18 protein-coding genes and 1 tRNA gene are annotated in these 16,705 nt (G+C 73.1%); 9 read left to right on the top strand and 10 right to left on the bottom strand.

The features are described from left to right. Positions 1 to 3 precede the first annotated feature (3 nt). Both ACFUC1_RS02385 and ACFUC1_RS02380 read left to right on the top strand, forming a co-directional pair. Entirely contained in the window at positions 4 to 258 is a 255-nt protein-coding gene (locus tag ACFUC1_RS02385) for a helix-turn-helix transcriptional regulator (RefSeq protein WP_379116309.1), read from the top strand. Then, a complete protein-coding gene (locus tag ACFUC1_RS02380) occupies positions 255 to 1,346 on the top strand; it encodes a tyrosine-type recombinase/integrase (protein ID WP_379116308.1) in 1,092 nt (363 codons plus the stop codon). Before ACFUC1_RS02385 ends, ACFUC1_RS02380 begins: the two co-directional genes overlap by 4 nt. 52 nt (positions 1,347 to 1,398) lie before the next feature. Here the strand turns inward: ACFUC1_RS02380 and ACFUC1_RS02375 are convergent. The 3 genes from ACFUC1_RS02375 to ACFUC1_RS02365 all read right to left on the bottom strand — a co-directional run bounded on the left by ACFUC1_RS02375 (position 1,399) and on the right by ACFUC1_RS02365 (position 2,993). Further along, positions 1,399 to 1,471, bottom strand: a tRNA-Ala gene (locus tag ACFUC1_RS02375). Positions 1,472 to 1,653: 182 nt separating this feature from the next. Continuing rightward, positions 1,654 to 2,484 (bottom strand): anti-sigma factor family protein, encoded by an 831-nt coding sequence (locus ACFUC1_RS02370; protein WP_379116307.1) that lies wholly within the window; start codon positions 2,482 to 2,484, stop codon positions 1,654 to 1,656. Next, entirely contained in the window at positions 2,481 to 2,993 is a 513-nt protein-coding gene (locus ACFUC1_RS02365) for a sigma-70 family RNA polymerase sigma factor (RefSeq protein ID WP_379116306.1), read from the bottom strand. The genes ACFUC1_RS02370 and ACFUC1_RS02365 overlap by 4 nt, the downstream gene beginning before the upstream one ends. A 118-nt stretch (positions 2,994 to 3,111) precedes the next feature. On the opposite strand from ACFUC1_RS02365, the gene ACFUC1_RS02360 reads away from it, so the two are divergent. After that, positions 3,112 to 3,558, top strand: coding sequence for a DUF2231 domain-containing protein (locus ACFUC1_RS02360; RefSeq protein WP_379116305.1), 447 nt, complete (start codon positions 3,112 to 3,114; stop codon positions 3,556 to 3,558). A gap of 125 nt (positions 3,559 to 3,683) precedes the next feature. Here the strand turns inward: ACFUC1_RS02360 and ACFUC1_RS02355 are convergent, their stop codons facing one another. From ACFUC1_RS02355 to ACFUC1_RS02330, 6 genes are read right to left on the bottom strand one after another with little or no spacing between them, the layout of a single operon-like run. Next, entirely contained in the window at positions 3,684 to 4,790 is a 1,107-nt protein-coding gene (locus ACFUC1_RS02355) for a hypothetical protein (RefSeq protein ID WP_379116304.1), read from the bottom strand. Between the two features lie 10 nt (positions 4,791 to 4,800). Further along, the gene (locus ACFUC1_RS02350; protein ID WP_379116303.1) at positions 4,801 to 5,481 is read right to left on the bottom strand and encodes a GNAT family N-acetyltransferase; all 681 of its coding nucleotides are present in this window, start codon (positions 5,479 to 5,481) and stop codon (positions 4,801 to 4,803) included. Beyond that, complete coding sequence (locus tag ACFUC1_RS02345) at positions 5,481 to 5,978, bottom strand: molybdenum cofactor biosynthesis protein B (protein ID WP_379116302.1); 498 nt, start codon at positions 5,976 to 5,978, stop codon at positions 5,481 to 5,483. Before ACFUC1_RS02345 ends, ACFUC1_RS02350 begins: the two co-directional genes overlap by 1 nt. Next, entirely contained in the window at positions 5,975 to 6,472 is a 498-nt protein-coding gene (gene moaC, locus ACFUC1_RS02340; RefSeq protein WP_379116301.1) for a cyclic pyranopterin monophosphate synthase MoaC, read from the bottom strand. The genes ACFUC1_RS02345 and moaC overlap by 4 nt, the downstream gene beginning before the upstream one ends. Next, entirely contained in the window at positions 6,469 to 7,689 is a 1,221-nt protein-coding gene (gene glp, locus ACFUC1_RS02335) for a gephyrin-like molybdotransferase Glp (RefSeq protein WP_379116300.1), read from the bottom strand. Before glp ends, moaC begins: the two co-directional genes overlap by 4 nt. After that, the gene (locus ACFUC1_RS02330; RefSeq protein WP_379116299.1) at positions 7,686 to 9,095 is read right to left on the bottom strand and encodes a UTP--glucose-1-phosphate uridylyltransferase; all 1,410 of its coding nucleotides are present in this window, start codon (positions 9,093 to 9,095) and stop codon (positions 7,686 to 7,688) included. Before ACFUC1_RS02330 ends, glp begins: the two co-directional genes overlap by 4 nt. 29 nt (positions 9,096 to 9,124) lie before the next feature. Here ACFUC1_RS02330 and ACFUC1_RS02325 point away from each other — a divergent pair, with 29 nt between their 5' ends. Then, positions 9,125 to 9,670 carry a 5-formyltetrahydrofolate cyclo-ligase gene (locus ACFUC1_RS02325; RefSeq protein WP_379116298.1) on the top strand — a complete coding sequence of 182 codons (546 nt, stop codon included), beginning with the start codon at positions 9,125 to 9,127 and terminating at the stop codon, positions 9,668 to 9,670. Positions 9,671 to 9,694: 24 nt separating this feature from the next. Here the strand turns inward: ACFUC1_RS02325 and ACFUC1_RS02320 are convergent, their stop codons facing one another. Then, positions 9,695 to 12,385, bottom strand: coding sequence for a penicillin acylase family protein (locus tag ACFUC1_RS02320; RefSeq protein ID WP_379116297.1), 2,691 nt, complete (start codon positions 12,383 to 12,385; stop codon positions 9,695 to 9,697). A gap of 48 nt (positions 12,386 to 12,433) precedes the next feature. Between ACFUC1_RS02320 and ACFUC1_RS02315 the strand changes: the two genes are divergently transcribed. The 5 genes from ACFUC1_RS02315 (at position 12,434) to mscL (ending at position 16,680) form a co-directional block, all read left to right on the top strand. Next, positions 12,434 to 14,161 (top strand): potassium/proton antiporter, encoded by a 1,728-nt coding sequence (locus ACFUC1_RS02315; RefSeq protein WP_379116296.1) that lies wholly within the window; start codon positions 12,434 to 12,436, stop codon positions 14,159 to 14,161. Between the two features lie 88 nt (positions 14,162 to 14,249). Continuing rightward, positions 14,250 to 14,546, top strand: coding sequence for an FmdB family zinc ribbon protein (locus tag ACFUC1_RS02310; protein ID WP_379116295.1), 297 nt, complete (start codon positions 14,250 to 14,252; stop codon positions 14,544 to 14,546). 108 nt (positions 14,547 to 14,654) lie between these two features. Next, complete coding sequence (locus ACFUC1_RS02305; RefSeq protein WP_379116294.1) at positions 14,655 to 15,503, top strand: S-methyl-5'-thioadenosine phosphorylase; 849 nt, start codon at positions 14,655 to 14,657, stop codon at positions 15,501 to 15,503. A gap of 10 nt (positions 15,504 to 15,513) precedes the next feature. Next, positions 15,514 to 16,203 (top strand): SAF domain-containing protein, encoded by a 690-nt coding sequence (locus ACFUC1_RS02300; protein WP_379116293.1) that lies wholly within the window; start codon positions 15,514 to 15,516, stop codon positions 16,201 to 16,203. A 117-nt stretch (positions 16,204 to 16,320) separates the two neighbouring features. Beyond that, positions 16,321 to 16,680, top strand: a complete 360-nt coding sequence (mscL, locus tag ACFUC1_RS02295) for a large conductance mechanosensitive channel protein MscL (RefSeq protein WP_379116291.1) — start codon at positions 16,321 to 16,323, stop codon at positions 16,678 to 16,680. Positions 16,681 to 16,705: the final 25 nt, after the last annotated feature.

Genomic DNA, 16,705 nt, shown 5'->3' with positions numbered 1-16,705 from the left:
CTAGTGGATGAAGGGATCGCCATGACAACCGCCTCCACCGCCCGTGAACCGGCCGAACTCCGTGCCGCGAGCGACGTCGAGCTGCTGCCCACCTTCCTGACGACCGAGGAGGTGGCAAGCCTCTTACGAGTCAACCCGTCCACGGTTTGTCGTTGGCGGCTGGCTGGCAGTGGTCCGCGTGTCACCTGGCTCTCTGCGAAGATCCCCCGCTACCAGAAGGCTGACGTCCTGGAGTGGGTCAGCCACCAAGCGTCGTGACGATTCGCAAGCAGAAATCGGGGCGGTTCTACGCCGTCCTCAAGGTGGGGCGCCGTTACGCGGCCGGCAAGACGTTCGACACCAAGCGAGAGGCCCAGGCGTGGCTGGCGCGCGAGCGTGCGTCGATCGCCGGAGGCGTGGACCCGCGTGCCGGGCGGTCTTCGGTCCGCTCCCTGCTGCCCCAGTGGCTCGAGGAGCGCAAGGACTCCGTGTCCGCCAAGACCTACATCTCCGACAGGGCTCTCCTGCGGCTGGTGCCACCGTCGCTCGGCGCGCTGTCGGTCAACGCCGTGACCGACCGTGAGGTGTCGCGGGCCCTCCTCTCGCTCAGTCGCCAAGGTCTTGCTCAGTCATCCGTGCGCCGCTTCCGGGCCTCCCTGTCCTCCTTCTTCGCCTGGGCGGTGCGTGAGCGGCTCATCTTGGCCAACCCGGTGCTGCCGACTCGTGTGCCCAGACCGCGAGGCGCCCTCCGAACCGAGATGTACCCCTTCGGTGAGGACGACCTCGAGCGGGTCCACGCGGCCGCCCGTGACCGCGACGAGCGCCTGGCCGACATCCTCTTGGTTGCCGCGTGGACGGGCCTGCGCTGGTCGGAGCTGCGCGCCATCCGGGTGCGCGACTTCATCGAGGTGCCGATGCCGACCCTGGTGGTGCAGCGTGCCGAGCCCGAGGGCGTCGAAACCAAGTCGACGAAGTCGGGCCGCTCCCGGCGCGTGCCCGTGGCCGACCGCATCCTGCCGTTGGTCCGGTCCATGGCCTCGGGCCGCCAGGCCGACGAACCGCTGTTCGTCACCGCCTCGGGTCACCGGCTGCACGCCTCAGCCTTCAAACGCACCTTGCACTGGTCCAGCGTCGGCGAAGGCCGGCGCATCCACGACCTGCGGCACACCGCCGCCTGCCTCTGGCTTGCCAAGGGAGTCGACCCGGTCACCGTCCAGACGTGGATGGGGCACGCCTCGATCGCCACGACCAACCTGTACCTGCACCACCTCGGAACCGGTGCCGATCAGGCCGGGTTGGCCCGGCTGAACGCCCTGGGGCACAACCGGGGCACAAATTCTGGGCAGGATACAGAACCACAACAATGAAACCCCGTCTGACTGTCAGCGTTTGCGCTGGTCAGACGGGGTTCCCATCGGGTGGAGCTGAGGGGATTCGAACCCCTGACCTTCTCATTGCGAACGAGACGCGCTACCAACTGCGCCACAGCCCCTTGATGCGGACGAAACTGTAACACCAGCCCGGCACCGGGGAGAAAACGGCCCGCCACTGCCGCGCCGGGCGGTCTCCGACGTGTCGCGAGGACGCGGACTCTGCGTTGCCCCAGCCTGCGGGGCAACGCAGAGCACCGAAGAGACCACAGCCGAGACGACAGCCGGACAGCCGGACCGGGCCTCAGCTGAGCCGCGCCCGCATGACCGTGGCCCCGTCCGTGACCCGCCGGATCTCCACGGCGCCGATGCGGCCGACCGGCAGGTCCGAACGCCCCACGGGCCGCATCACGAGGTCCGGCCGCGCAGTCCAGGCGTGCAGCTCCGTGGCCGCACCGGACCGGTCGACGACCCAGATCGCGTACGCGACGCCGTCCTCACCCTGGTACCTGCCGTCCGTGCCGCCCGAGGTGGAGCCTCCCGAGGAGCGCGCGTACTGGCACTCGACCCGCAGCTCCGTGCCCGACGCGACCGGCACCACGTCGACCACCGCCGTCATGAGCGACGGCTGCACCGGGGAGAAGGCCAAGCGCGTGGCATCTGCGCCCCCTGCCACTCCGCCAGCCACCCCGCCTCCACCGGTCGAGGTCGCCGTCGCGACCGGCCCCGGTGAGCGGTCCCCGAGGACGGCGGACACGGCATACCCCGCGAGCGCGCCGAGCACGAGGGCGGCGGCCAGCCCGAACGCCACCCACCGCGGGCCACGTGCCGCGTGCGGCAGCACGCGCGGGAGCCCGCGGGGCCGCTCGCGGGCCGCCAACGGCTCCCGTGGCAGGACGGGCATGAGCGAGGACGGTGGCTGCGGCCACGCCTCCCCCTCGGCCTCGTCCAGCGCCAGCGCCTCACCCGGGGGCACCTGGGCGAGCAGCCCCGGGACCCCGGCGAGCTCGGCCACCGCGGCCTGGCACCGCGGGCACCCGGTCAGGTGCGCCTCGTACTCCATGCGATCGGGAGCGCCCATTGCACCGAGGACGTAGGCGGCGTCCCAGTCGGCGTATGCGTCGGTGCCGCTCACGAACCCGTCACCCCCTTCTCCTGGAGCACCAGGCGCAGGCTCCGCAGCCCGTAGTGGAGGCGGGACTTCACGGTGCCCTCGGGCACCCGCAGCTCGGCGGCGATCTCCGCCACGCTCCTTCCCTCGTAGTAGGCGGCCGTGATGACCTGGCGGTGGTCGCGGGACAGGCTCGCGAGGCCGTCCGCGACCAGCCAGCGGTCCAGCACCTCACCGGTCCGGTCGGCCACCCCCGGGTCGAGCAGGTCGGCGCCGGTGAGCTCGTGCCGTGCGGCCGCGCTGCGCCAACGGTCCACCACGAGGTGGCGCACGACGGTGAAGAGCCACGCCCGCGACTGCGGCTCGGTGCGCGCCAGCAGGCCGGGGTCCCGCCAGGCCCGCAGCAGCGCCTCCTGCACGAGGTCCTCGGCGACCTGGGGGTCACGGGTCAGGCGCAGCGCGAACCGCCACAGCTCGGCGGCGTGCCGGTCGTGCAGGCCCTGCAGCGCGGTCTCCCGCTGGTCCGGTTCCACCGCCTCTCCTTCACCCTCGCCTCGATTGTCGCGGTGGTGCACCGCGCAGGGAAGGACGAGACGGCAGCCTCCGGGGTTCACCGGTGAACCGAATCGGGCCGCGCCACGTTCCCCCGGCATGGAGATCAACGGCCTGCCGGCGCACCCCCTGCTCGTCCACCTCGTCGTCGTGCTCCTGCCGCTGAGCGCGGCCGGCGGCATCCTGGTCAGCGTCTTGCCCGCTGCGCAGCGCAAGCTCGGTCTCCTCGTGCCGCTCGGTGCCGTCGTCGGCATGCTCGCCGTCCCGCTGACCACCCGCGCCGGACGCGACTTGGCGCGCCACTTCGGCAACCCGCCGTTCATCGCCCAGCACCAGAACTACGGCAACCAGGTCCTCCCGTGGGCCATCGCCCTCGCCGCGACGACGGTGCTGCAGTGGCTCGTGCTGCGCCGGCCGCGGACGACCACGTCGACCGCGCTCAGGGTGCTGATGGGGCTGGCCGTGGTCGTCAGCGCGGTCGGCACCGTCGTCATCGTCGTGCTCACGGGGGACTCCGGGGCGCGCGCCGTGTGGGGCAACCGCTAGGGCAGCCGCCCCGGACGGGCGGGTAGCTGCCGGCCCACACGCAGGCCTCGGTCAGACCGTCAGGCTCCGGTGAGACCGTCGGGCGTCAGTCGTCGGGCGCCAGACGGCTGGCGTCGGCCAGTCCGTCAGGCGCCGGCGGCGCGGCGGACGGGCTGCTCGTCCTCGACGGGCGCGTACTCGGTGTCCGCGTCGCCGACGAGGTCGGCCGACGTGGGTGCGGGCCGGGTGACCCGGGCCTTCATCGTGTAGGTCGGGCGCGGCACCGGCACCGGGTCCCAGGTCAGCGGGATGTCGTCCTCGTCGACCAGCGGCCGGGCCGGGACGACGAGCTCCTCGACCGGTGCGACCTCGACGGACCGGTCGGACCGGGTCGTGTGGGCGGCCTCGACCGCCTGGACGTCGTACAGCTCGGACCCACGGGCGACTGGGCGCTCCTGCGTCCGCTCGGCGTCCACAGCGGCACTGGCCTCGGCGTCCACAGCGGCACTGGCCTCAGCGGTCGTGGACCCAGTGGCAGCAGCCCCCGCGGCGACGGCAGGCGCGCCGACGGGCTCGTCGGCCGCATGACGGCGGGGTCGTCCGGCCTTCGTCTCTGACGACTCCGCGTACCAGGCAGCGGAGGGCTCGGGCTGGCGTCGCGCACCGACGCGCTCGGGTGCGGCTTGGCCGACGGAGGCGTCGCCGGCACGCCGCTGCGGCCGGCCGGAGGCCCGACGGGCGCGCTGCTCGGCCCGCGCCGAGGCACGAGCCCAGGCGAACGAGCCGGCGATCGACAGCACCGGGACCAGCAGCGTCCACAGCGGCAGCAGCGACAGGGCGAGCAGGGGGAAGGTGACCACCGCGGTGGAGAGCGCTCCGAGCATCACGAGGGCACGGGTGCGCCGGGCCGTCGCGGCAGGTCGACCGGCGGGCTCGCCCGCGCGGGGGCGACCCGCCTCGACGTCCTCGGCGGGGCCGGAGGGCGCCGCCACCTGGGTCGTCGCCGCCCGCCGCAGGAGCAGCTGGCTGTAGGCCGCGTGGGCCGTGGTCGCCTGCGCGTCCGGGCCGCCGGCAGCGCCCGTCACGGGCTGCGGGTTCCGGCGCTCGAGGACGCGCATCGACTCGGAGAACTGGTCGACCGACTGGGCCGTCGCGAGGTGCTCGCGCCGGCGGACCCAGTACTGGATGAAGTAGGCAGCCCAGACACCGATGATGACCACGAAGATGAGACTGCTGAGACCGCCTGGCTGCACGGGGACGACGTTAGGTCTCGCTCGGCCCCCCGCCCGGGAGGTGGGGCGGTGTGTCGCCAATGTGGCGGATGTGATCAGTGTGAAAGTGCTCCAGATACCGCTCGAGGAGGGTGTGGCCACCGAGGTCCTCGGTGGTCAGCGCGAAGGTCCGGTGGTCGCGCCAGGACCCCGAGATGTGCAGGTATGCCGCACGCGTCCCCTCGTCGCGGAACCCCAATTTGCGCACGACGGCCAGGCTGCGGGCGTTCTCCGGGCGGATGTTCACCTCGACCCGGTGCAGGCCCATGGTCAGCATGGCGTGGTCGCCCGCGAGCGCCAGCGCCGTCGGCGCCACGCCGGACCCGGCGACCCGCTCGTCCACCCAGTAGCCGGCGGCTGCGGAGAGCAGGGAGCCCCAGGCGATCCCGAACAGGACCACCTGACCCACGAGGCGCCCGTCGAGCCGGATCGTCAGCGGCACCATGCGCCCGGCCCGGGCCTCACCGTTGTAGTGGCGGACCAGCCCGGCGAAGGAGACCCGCTGCGGCTCGGCCTCCGGCGAGGTCGCCTCCCAGGGCTCCAGCCAGTCGCGGTTCCGGGACCGGACCTCGACCCACTCGTGCCTGTCCCGGCGGCGCAGGGCGTCCAGCACGAGCGGCTGGCCGCCGGGCGTCTGGCCGTGCAGCTCGACGGGCCAGGCCGAGCGCGACATCAGTGGTCGCCGCCCCGGACCTGCGACACCGCGTGCCGCACTACGGGCTCCAGCACCTCGAGCGCGTCCCGGACCCCGCCGCTCGAGCCCGGCAGGTTCACGACCAGGGCCCGGCCGGCGAGCCCGGCGACGCCCCGGGACAGCATGGCCGTGGGCACCCCCTTGGCGATGCCGGCCGCGCGGATGGCCTCGGCCATGCCCGGCACCTCGCGGTCCAGGACCGCCCGGGTCGCCTCGGGAGTCCCGTCCGTGGGCGAGAGCCCCGTCCCGCCGGTGGTGACGACCACGTCGGCGCCGGACGACAGCGCCGCCGCGAGCGCCTCGGCGACCTCGGGTCCGTCGGGCACGACCGTAGGGTCGGCCACCTCGAACCCCCACTGCCGCAACGCCTCCACGACCAGCGGGCCACCGCGATCCGGGTAGACGCCGCCGGCGGCGCGGGTCGAGCACGTGATGACGACGGCCCGTCCGAACGGCTCGGCCGCCTGCTCGCTCACGGCTCCTCCACCCAGTCGCCGGACCGCCCACCCGACTTCGCGGTGACACGCACGTCGGTGATCCGCGCGTGCTTGTCCACGGCCTTGACCATGTCGAGCAGGGCCAGGGCGCCGACGGTGACCGCGGTCAGCGCCTCCATCTCGATGCCGGTGCGGTCGGCGGTGCGCACCGTCGCCACGATGTCGACGCCGTCGTCGGCCACGGAAAGGTCCACCTCGACCGCGTGCACGGCGATGGGGTGGGCGAGCGGGATGAGCTCGGGGGTGCGCTTGACCGCCTGGATGCCTGCGATGCGGGCCACCGCGAGGGCGTCCCCCTTCGGCACCTCACCGTCGCGCAGGGCGGCGACCGCGGCCGGCGACAGCAGCACCCGACCGGCGGCGCTCGCCGAGCGGGCCGTCACGGCCTTGGCGGAGACGTCGACCATGTGGGCCGACCCGTCGGCCCGGACGTGCGTGAGCCCGGGGCCCGGCACGGCCGGCTGCTGGCTCACAGCCCCTCCCGGCCGAGCAGCGGCAGGCACTCGATCCCCTCGCCGGCCCGGACGGAGGTGACGTCCTCGGGGATCACGGCCAGGGCGTCAGCCGCAGCCAGGGCGCCGAGCATGTGCGACCCCTGCCCCCCGGCGAGACGGGCCGAGTCGCCGTCGAGGACGACCCGCAGGAACTCCATCTTCCCGGGGACGGACGTGAAGGGCTCGGCCGCCACGGCCGGCACGTAACCGGGCGGGTACGACGGCTCGGGCCGGCCGGCCATCGCCCGCAGCGCCGGCGCGACGAACACGTGGAAGGACACGAGGGCGCTGACCGGGTTGCCGGGCAGCGTGAACACCGGCACCTGCTCGTCGCCGAGCAGCCCGAACCCCTGGGGCATCCCGGGCCGCATCGCGACCTTGTCGAACTGCACCGTGCCGACTCGCGACAGCACCTCCTTGACCGTGTCGAACGCGCCCATCGACACACCCCCGGTCGTGATGATCGCGTCGGCCCGGACCAGCTGGCCCTCGAGGGTGTCCATGAGCTCGCGCGCGTCGTCCCGCACTCCCCCGACGCGGAACGGCGTCGCCCCCACGGCCGTCACCGCCGCCGAGATCATCACCGAGTTCGAGTCGACGACCTGCCCGAACCCGGGGGTCGACCCGACCTGCACGAGCTCGTCGCCCGTCGACAGCACCACCACCCGCGGTCGCGGGACCACCCTGAGCCGGGCGATGCCGGCCGCCGCCAGCAGGGCGATCTGGCCGGGGCCGAGCAACGTCCCGCGCCGGAGCACGACGTCACCCGCCTCGACGTCCTCGCCGGCCTCGCGGACGTGCTGGCCCACGACCGAGCGCTGGCGGACCTGCACGCGGACGACGCCGCCGTCGGTCGCCTCGACCGGCACGACCGCGTCGGCACCGCGCGGCATGGGGGCACCGGTCATGATCCGCATGGTCTGGCCCTGCGCGAGCGAGAGCGCGTGGGTGTTGCCGGCCGCGATGTCGTTGACCACGGGCAGGACGACCGGGTCCTCGGGGGTCGCCGACGCCACGTCGGCGGCATGCACGGCATACCCGTCCATCGCGGAGTTGGTGAAGCCCGGCAGCGAGCCGCGGGCGCTGACGTCCTCGGCCAGGACGCACCCCTGGGCGTCGAGCACACCGAGCTCGAAGGGGCGGATGACCTTGACGGTCCCCATGATCCGCGACAGGTGCTGCTCGACCGAGATCACCGGCTGCCCCCCTGCGCCCCCTCGTGGTCGCTGCCCAGGACGGAGTCGTCGGGGATCGTCCGCGGCTCGTCGGCCTCGACGACGACGTCGCCCACGCAGCGCACCCCGGCCCCGAACGTCACGTCGCCGTGCACGACGAGCGAGGTGCACTCGAGCAGGGACGGCGCCCCGGCCGGGAACCGCTCGTCGAAGTCGCCGATGAGCGTGTAGTGGTCGTCGAGGTCGACGCGCGGGTCGCGCCGGTCGGTCTGGGCCACCACGCGGGACAGCTCGTCGAACGCGAACAGGTCCGAGCGCAGCAGCAGCAGCTCGTTCGTCGTCTTCACGGGGCGGAACCGGCTGCGCGGGATCCGCAGCGCGCGGGACCCGGCGAACACCTCGATCGCCGTCCCCATCGCCGACTCGACCTGGATCACCGGCGTCGAGTCCTTGCGGCTGGGGTCGACGGTCTTGCGGTTGACGATGATCGGCAGGCCGAGCACGCCGTCGCTCTCGGTGAGCTTGGCGTCGAGCGCGTCGAGGTCGACCCAGAGGTTGTTGGCGTGGAACAGGGGGTGGCGCTCGGTGTCCTGGAAGAAGCGGTCGTCCTCCTCGGACACCATGGACCGCTCACGCAGGACGATCCGGCCGTCGGAGCGGCGGATGGCGAGGTGGCCGCCCTTGCGGTCGTTGGCGGTCCGGTCGCAGACCTCCGAGACGTACGGGATCCCCTCACGGGCCATCCACACCGGCACCGTCGGGTCGCAGGTGGCGCCCAGGTTGTCCGAGTTGGAGAGGAAGACGTACCGGAAGCCCTTGTCCCGCAACGCCTGCAGCACCCCACTCGCCAGCATCGCGACATAGACGTCGCCGTGGCCCGGCGGGCACCACTCGAGCTCGGGGTCGTCGGGCCACTCCACGGGGGTGAGGTCGTCGGCCCGCAGCTTGGGCTCGGCGTTCTGCAGGAAGTCGAGCGGCAGGCCGTCGACCTCGAGCTCCGGGTAGGCCGCGAGCGCCTCGAGCGAGGCGTCCCGGGTGCGGAACGAGTTCATGAGCAGGAGGGGGACCTCGACGTCGTACTGCTCCCGCAGCGCGAGCACCTGTCGCGCGATGACGTCGAGGAACGTGCGCCCGTTGCGGACCTCGAGCAGCGACTTCGGGCCGGAGAGCCCCATGCTCGTCCCGAGCCCGCCGTTGAGCTTGACCACCGCCGTCCTCGAGAGCGCCTCGCGACGCTCGTCCTCGGTCGCCTGCAGCTGCTCGAGCGAGGTCACCTCGCTCAGCGGCTCGATGTCCGACTCGGCGATCAGGCCGGTCGTGCCCTGCTCGAGCTGCTCGTAGTAGTGGGAGAAGACGCGGATGGCGCGCTGGTCGACCCCGCGCTCCTCCAGCCGCTCCACTGCTGCTGCCAGTCCCGATTGGCTCATGCGAGCCACCCTAGTGCGACGATCAGGGCATGGCTGGTGCGACCAAGGACGGCGAGCGCCGGCGCCTCGCGGCGCTGCGGCGCGAACGGGTGCCCGGGCGCGACCGGGCCAAGGACGCCGAGTCCCTCGAGCTCGGCGCCCTCGAGGTGGCGTATGCGGAGGGGCTGGGTCCCGGGGACTGGGTCGCGGCCTACGAGTCGCTGGCGAGCGAGCCCCCCACGCAGTCCCTGGTCGCGGCGCTCACGGCGCGGGGCATCCGCGTCATGGTCCCGGTGACCCTGCCGGACTGGGACCTGGACTGGCGCGAGGCCGGGGACGAGCGGCTGCTGGGCCGCGACGCGGTGGCGGACGCCCGGGTGGTGTTCCTGCCTGCGCAGGCGGTCGACCGGGGCGGCACGCGGCTCGGGCGTGGCAAGGGTTGCTACGACCGGGCGCTGGCCCGCACCGCCGCCAGGACCGTCGCCCTGGTCCACCCGTGGGAGGTGCTGGACGAGGTCCTGCCGGTGGAGCCGCACGACCGCCCGGTCGACGCGGCGCTCACCGCCCAGCACGGCGTGGTCCGCCTGTCCGGCTGAGCGGCCCCGTCCCGCGCGGTCCTCCTAGTTGGAGGACGGTGACGGCACGAGGGTCAGGGTGTCGCCGCCGGCGGCGTCGACGGCCTTGCGGGTGAACGGCCAGTCGAACAGCTCACCCTTGACCCAGGCATCGGTCTGGTCGTCGTAGTGCTCGTTCCAGGCGTGCCCGCTGTTGCCGGTCTGGTTGACCCAGCGCGACCGGTCGAGGTCGGACAGGTCGACGACCATCCGCATCGAGGGGGCCCAGTCGACGTCGTACGCGTCGTTCTTGAAGCAGCCGTCGGGCGGCTGCGACGTCGTGCACGCGGCGTTCCAGCCGTTGGCGTCGACGATGGCCGACCCCCCGGGCATCTCCTTCGCGGACAGGTTGAAGGTCCAGCGCACGATGCCGGGGACGTCGTCGCCCCCGAGCACCTGGTGGCGCAGGGTCAGCTGGTGCAGCCGGCCCCACTTCCAGTCCGAGGGGTTCTTGCCCAGCTGCCGGGTCAGGTCGAGGCGCGCCTCGACGAGGGCCCTGCGCAGGATCTCCGACTTGCCCTCGGTGATGCCCGCGGTCCGCTTGTCGTCCCACCAGGCCGAGGTGCCCTTCTGCGACAGCAGCGAGGCGACCGCAGCCATCCACTGGTCACCGCCGTCGGCGCGCAGGTCGCGCGGCAGCTCGTCGTTGAAGGTGAGGTCGAGCAGCTTGGCCCAGACGGCGTTGTAGTAGGCGGCCGCGGCGGCCGAGTCGCTGTCGTCGGCGGGCTGGGTGAAGTTCCACCTGCGCAGCAGGTCCTGCGCCTGCTTGGTGAAGTCGTCGTGTCCGAGGTCGATGCCCAGCAGCGCCTTGACCAGGGTCGGCGCGAACTGGTTGCGGGTGTCCATCTGGATCCGCGCCATGTCGGCAGGACTGACCTTGGGGTCCTTGGCGAGCAGGTCGCGGATGCGCTGCGCCCGGTAGCCGTAGTCCCACTCGGTCGTGAGGAACGGCGTCCCGCTGGCGGTGACGGCCTGGTTGGCCGTCACGATGTAGCCCTCGGGCGGGTTGTACGTCCACGGCATCTCGTCGAACGGCACCCAGCCCTTCCAGTCCCACGAGGACACCCAGCCGGGGCGGATCCAGTACCCCGGGGGGGCGTCCATGTAGCGGCTGCGGATCGGGATCGCGCCGGGGGCCTGGTAGCCGATGTTGCCCTTGGTGTCGGCGTAGATGAGGTTCTGCGCGGGGACGGCGAACTGCTTGGCCGCCGCACGGAACTCCTGGAAGTTCTGCGCGGTGTTGAGCCCGAAGATGGCGTCGGCCGTCTGGCCCACCTGCAGGCCGGTCCAGTCGAGCGCGACCTCGTACGCTCCGGGGCTGCGCCGCCCGTTGACCGGCGGCGAGTCGCCGGCCTGGTCCACCCCGGTGATGGCGTCGGACAGGATCGGCCCGTGCACCGTGGAGCGGACGGTGATCGTCTGCTCTCCCCCGCCGCCGATCTTGATCGTCTCGGTGCGCATCGTGAGCGGCACCTGCTTGCCGTCGCGCAGGTAGGTGCGGCCCTTGACCTGCTCGAGGAAGAAGTCGGTGACGTCGGGCCCGAGGTTGGTGAAGCCCCACGCGATGGACTGGTTGTGGCCGATGACGATGCCGGGCAGGCCGGAGAAGGAGTAGCCGGCCACGTCGAACGGGCAGCTCGGGCCGACCGACCGGCAGTGCAGGCCGACCTGGTACCAGATGCCCGGCACGCTGACCCCGAGGTGCGGGTCGTTCGCCAGCAGCGGCTTGCCCGTCGTGGTGCGGCTGCCCGAGACGACCCACGAGTTGGAGCCGATGCCGTCACCCCGGCCGAGCGTCTTCGGCACCGCGGCGAGCGCGCGGGACACCTCGGCATACGCCTGCTGCACCTGCTTGTCCCCGGGGTCGGGGAGCTGCGACCCGGCCGGCGCGACGCCGGCCCTGGCCGGCGCGGTGGCGGCCCTGGCACCCAGGGTCGGGACGGCGGACCCGGCGCTGGAGGTGGAGGGGGCCGCCGTGCCCGGCGACCAGTCCTGCGCGGAGAGGATCGGCTTGTTGGTGCCGTACTGGTACGGCGGCCACAGCTCGTCGATCTGGCTCATCGGCATGGTGCTGGCGAGCCGCGCCCGCATGAGCTCGTCCGAGTAGTCGCCGCGCAGGTCCCAAGCCATCGCCTTGAGCCAGGCCAGGGAGTCGGCCGGGGTCCAGTCCTCGACGCGGTAGTCGGGGACCTTCTGGCCGAGGACGACGTACTCGAGCGACATCTTCGACGGCGAGCCGGCCTGGTGGATGTAGGCGTTGACGCCGTCGGCGTAGGCCTGCAGGTAGCGGCGGGTCTCCGGCTTCAGCGTCGGCAGCTCCGCCTCGGCGGTCCGGCGCCAGCCCAGCGTGCGGATGACGCGGTCGGTCTCGACGCCGCCCTCACCGACGAGCTCGGCGAGGCGGCCCGCGGTGATGTGCCGGCGCAGGTCCATCTCGAAGAAGCGGTCCTGTGCGTGGACGAACCCCTCGGCCTTGAACAGGTCCTCGGAGGTGTCCGCGTAGATCTGCGGGATGCCGTGCTCCCCCCGGACCACGGTCACCTTGCCGGACAGGCCGGGCACCTGGACCTGTCCGTCCGTGACCGGGAAGGGGCGCCGGACCCAGGTCACGGCGAGGACCGCCACGATGCCGATCACGACGACCAGCAGGGCCGCCAGCGCGACGGCCACACGGCGGAGGAGTTTCAGGCTCGACACCCTGCGAGACTATCCGCACCGCCACGAGGGGAAGGGAGGGGACAGGCCGTGCCGTTCGGATTGCCCAGCGCCGGAGCGGCCTTCACGCTGCACGAGCTCACCCCCGCCCTCCTGGTGGGGTCGATCGTGCTCCTCGTGTCGGTCGCGGCGGTCCGGCTGTCGACCAAGTCGGGCCTGCCGTCGCTGCTGCTCTACCTCGGGATAGGGCTGGTCATCGGCGAGGCCGGCTTCGGCATCCGGTTCGACTCCGGCGAGCTGACGCAGGTCCTCGGCTACTCGGCGCTCATCCTGATCCTCAGTGAGGGCGGCCTGAGCACCCGGTGGGAGGGCATCCGCCGGGCGGTGGCGCCCGCGGCGGTCCTGTCGACGGTCGGCGTCCTCGTCTCGGTGTTCGTGGTCGCGCTTTCCGCCCGCTACGTCCTGCACCTCGACTGGGACACCGCCCTGCTCGTCGGCGCGATCCTGTCCTCCACCGACGCCGCCGCCGTGTTCTCGGTCCTGCGGCGGGTGCCGCTGCCGCGGCGGATCACCGGGATGCTCGAGGCGGAGTCCGGCTTCAACGACGCACCCGTCGTCATCCTCGTGACGGCCCTGGCGGCGCGCAGCGCCGACCCCGGTGCCGCGGACCCGTGGTGGCACCTGCTCGGGCTGGCCGCCTTCGAGCTCGCCGTCGGTGCCGCGATCGGGCTGGCTGTGGGGTGGCTGGGCGCGCAGTTCATGCGCCGCGCCGCGTCCGGCTCCTCGGGCCTGTTCAGCCTCGGGGTGGTGGCCGTCACGGTGCTCGCGTATGCCGCGGCGGCCAGCGTGCACACGAGCGGCTTCATCGCCTGCTACCTGGCGGCCCTGCTGCTGGGCAACCTGCAGCTCCCCCACCGCCCGGCCGTGCAGGGGCTGTCGACGGCGCTGGGCTGGCTGGCCCAGATCGGGCTCTTCGTGCTGCTCGGCCTGCTGGCCGCGCCGGGGCACATGGGGCCCCAGGTGCTGCCGGCCGTCGTCATCGGCCTCGTGCTGCTGCTCGTCGCCCGGCCGCTGTCGGTGCTCGTGTCGGTCGCGCCGTTCAGGGTGGGCTGGCGCGACCAGGTGTTCCTGTCGTGGGCCGGGCTGCGCGGGGCGGTGCCGGTCGTGCTCGCCACGGTCCCGGCCACGATGGGGGCGCGGGGCGTCGACTGGATCTTCGAGCTGGTGTTCGTGCTCGTGGTCATCTTCACGCTGGTCCAGGGGCCGACCCTGCCCTGGGTGGCCCAGCGCCTCGGGATCGTCGAGGACCTCAGCACGCTGGACCTCGCGGTGGAGGCGACCCCGCTGGAGGAGCTCGGCGCCGAGGTGATCCAGGTGACCGTGGGCCCAGCGTCGAAGCTGCACGGGGTCGACGTCTTCGAGCTGCGCCTGCCCGAGGGGGCCAACGTCACGCTCGTCGTCCGCGGTGGGGAGGGCTTCGTCCCCGCCTCGAACACGGTGATCCGCCGCGGGGACCAGCTGCTCATCGTGGCGACGGCCGCGAGCCGGACCCGCGCGGAGAAGCGGGTCCGGGCGGTGAGCAGGTACGGGCGCCTGGCCGGCTGGACCGACCGGGTCGCTCCCGACGCGGGTGGCGCCGAGGGTGCCCGGGGTGGGGGTGCCAGGGGTGGCGGCGCCCGGCGCGGGCGGCTGCGCTTCGGGCTGCCGGTCGCACGCGAGGAGACGGGTGCGCCCGCGGCGGGCAGCCGCTGGCGGGTCAGCGGCGGCCGCTGGCGCAGCGGCGGATCGGGCGTCCGGACCCGCGACGGGAAGAAGTAGCGCGCTCGGGGCCTTATAGTTGGCACTCGAACCGATCGAGTGCCAGACCGCGCGGGGGCGCGCGGCCTGTGACCGTCCAGGAGGAACAGTGCCGACGTACGCCTACGCCTGCACCGAGTGCGACCACCGCTTCGACATCGTGCAGTCCTTCAGCGACGACTCGCTGACCGTCTGCCCGGAGTGCGGCGGGAAGCTCCGCAAGGTCTTCAACGCCGTCGGGGTCGTCTTCAAGGGTGGCGGCTTCTACCGCACCGACTCGCGCAGCGGGTCGTCCTCGTCCGTGCCCGCCTCGACCTCGTCGGACTCCGGCGGCTCGAAGTCGGACTCGTCGTCCTCGACCAGCACGGCGACCAAGACCGCGGCCGCGGACGGCTCCGCCGCCTGACGCGACTCCCGCCCGTCCCCGTCCACAGGGGCGGGCGTCGTCCGATCCCCTCCACAGCCCCTGTCGCGCGGACGCCGGGCGCTCCCGGCCCGTGCGTAGGCTGCCGCCATGACTTCCTCCCCCCTGCCCGACGGCGGCCCGGCAGACCTCGGGCTCATCGGCGGCTCCGGCTTCTACGAGTTCTTCGAGGGTGCCGAGCGCGTCCGCGTGTCGACGCCGTTCGGCGACCCGAGCGACGACGTCGTCATCGGTGAGGTCGACGGCCGGCGGGTCGCGTTCCTGGCCCGGCACGGCCAGGGCCACCGCTTCCCGCCGCACCGGGTCAACTACCGCGCCAACCTCTGGGCGCTGCGCTCGGTGGGCGTGCGCCAGGTGCTGGCGCCGTGCGCGGTCGGCTCGCTCAAGGCGGAGAACGGCCCCGGCACCGTCGTGGTCCCCGACCAGGTCGTGGACCGCACGTGGGGCCGGGAGCACACGGTGTATGCCGAGGAGGGACCGGTCGTGCACGTCTCCTTCGCCGACCCCTACTGCCCGCGGGGGCGGGCGGTCGCCATCGAGTCGGCGGGCGCCGCCGGGCTGCCGGTCGTCGAGGACGGCACCCTCGTCGTGGTGAACGGGCCGCGGTTCTCGTCCAAGGCCGAGTCCGCCTGGCACCAGGCCGCGGGCTGGTCGATCGTGGGCATGACCGCCATGCCCGAGGCGGCGATCGCCCGCGAGCTGGCGATGTGCTTCACGACGGTCGCGCTCGTCACCGACCTCGACGCCGGTGTCGACGGCGGCGACGCGGTGACCCACGAGGAGGTGCTCGCCGTCTTCGCGAAGAACGTCGAGGGCCTCAAGACCGTCCTGCGCTCGGCACTGGCCGCTCTCCCGGCGCCGGAGCCCGACGCCGAGGCGACCTGTCCGTGCCGTCGCGCGCTCGACGGCATCGAGCTGCCGTTCGCCCTGCCGGGCTGAGGCCGCAGCCGTGCCGACGTCGCCGCTGGCCGCCGTGACCGCGTGGGTGCGCGGCCCCGGTCGCCGGCGCGAGTGGCGTCGCAGGGTGCTGCGTCGGGGCATGGCGGCCGCCTGCGCCGCGGCCGCGGTGGTCGGCGTCGTCTCGGTCGCCCGCCAGCCGGGCGAGCCCGTCGTCCCGGTCGTCGTCGCCTCCCGTCCACTCGCGGTCGGCGAGATCGTGACCGCTGCCTCTGTGCGGCTCGTCGCGTGGCCGCAGCGACTCGTCCCGCCGGGCGCTGCCCAGGACCTGGCCGAGGTGGTCGGGCGCCCGCTCGCCTCACCGGTCGGGCTCGGGGAGTCCGTGACGCTGTCCCGGTTCAACGCACACTCCCTGCTGGCGGGACGACCGGCAGGCGAGGTCGCGGTGCACGTCACCGTGGCCGACGACGGTGCCGTGTCGATGGTGACGTCGGGCGACAGGATCGACCTGCTCGGGGTCGATCGGGTGGTGGCCCGGGACGTGCTCGTGCTGCGGGTGGAACGGCCGCTGCGCACCGACTTCGGGTCGGTGATCCAGGGTCAGGGCTCCTCCGGCGGGTACGCGCTCGAGGGCCCCGGCCTGGTCGTCGCCGCCGACGAGGACACCGCCCGCGCGATCACCGCCGCGCCCCTCGATGCGTCCGGCCGGGCCGCGCTCCAGGTGGTGCTGAGGGGGCGCTGACGGCCGACCGGTGGCTGGTTGCCCAGATACCCGCCGGTGTTCCACCGCGAGATCAGCCGCCTCTGTCGCTACGGTGCAGAGGTCAGGCTTTCTCTCCAGAGCGAAAGGTCGGGGCCCATGAAGGGTTTCAAGGACTTCATCATGCGGGGCAACCTCATCGAGCTTGCGGTTGCCTTCATCATCGCCACGGCGTTCGCCGCGGTCGTCAAGAGCTTCACGGACCTTCTGATCGCGCTGATCGGCAAGATCTTCACCCAGCCGAACTTCGACACCTACCGCCCGGGCGGCGTCCCCGTGGGACCGTTCCTCACCGCCCTGGTGGCCTTCCTCATCATGGCCGCGGTCGTCTACTTCTTCGTCGTCAAGCCGTACGAGGCATTCAAGGCGCGCTACGCGCACAAGGAGGAGGACGCGGCACCGGACGAGGAGGTCGTGCTGCTCCGCGAGATCCGGGACGCCCTGACCCGGCGCATCTGACCTTCCCCGCGAACCAACGCCGACG

It is taken from the genome of Pedococcus sp. NPDC057267, assembly GCF_042668795.1.
Classification (GTDB): Bacteria; Actinomycetota; Actinomycetes; order Actinomycetales; family Dermatophilaceae; genus Pedococcus.
The sequence above is the reverse complement of the archived record's forward strand: the minus strand, read 5'-3'. Positions and strand labels throughout refer to the sequence as shown.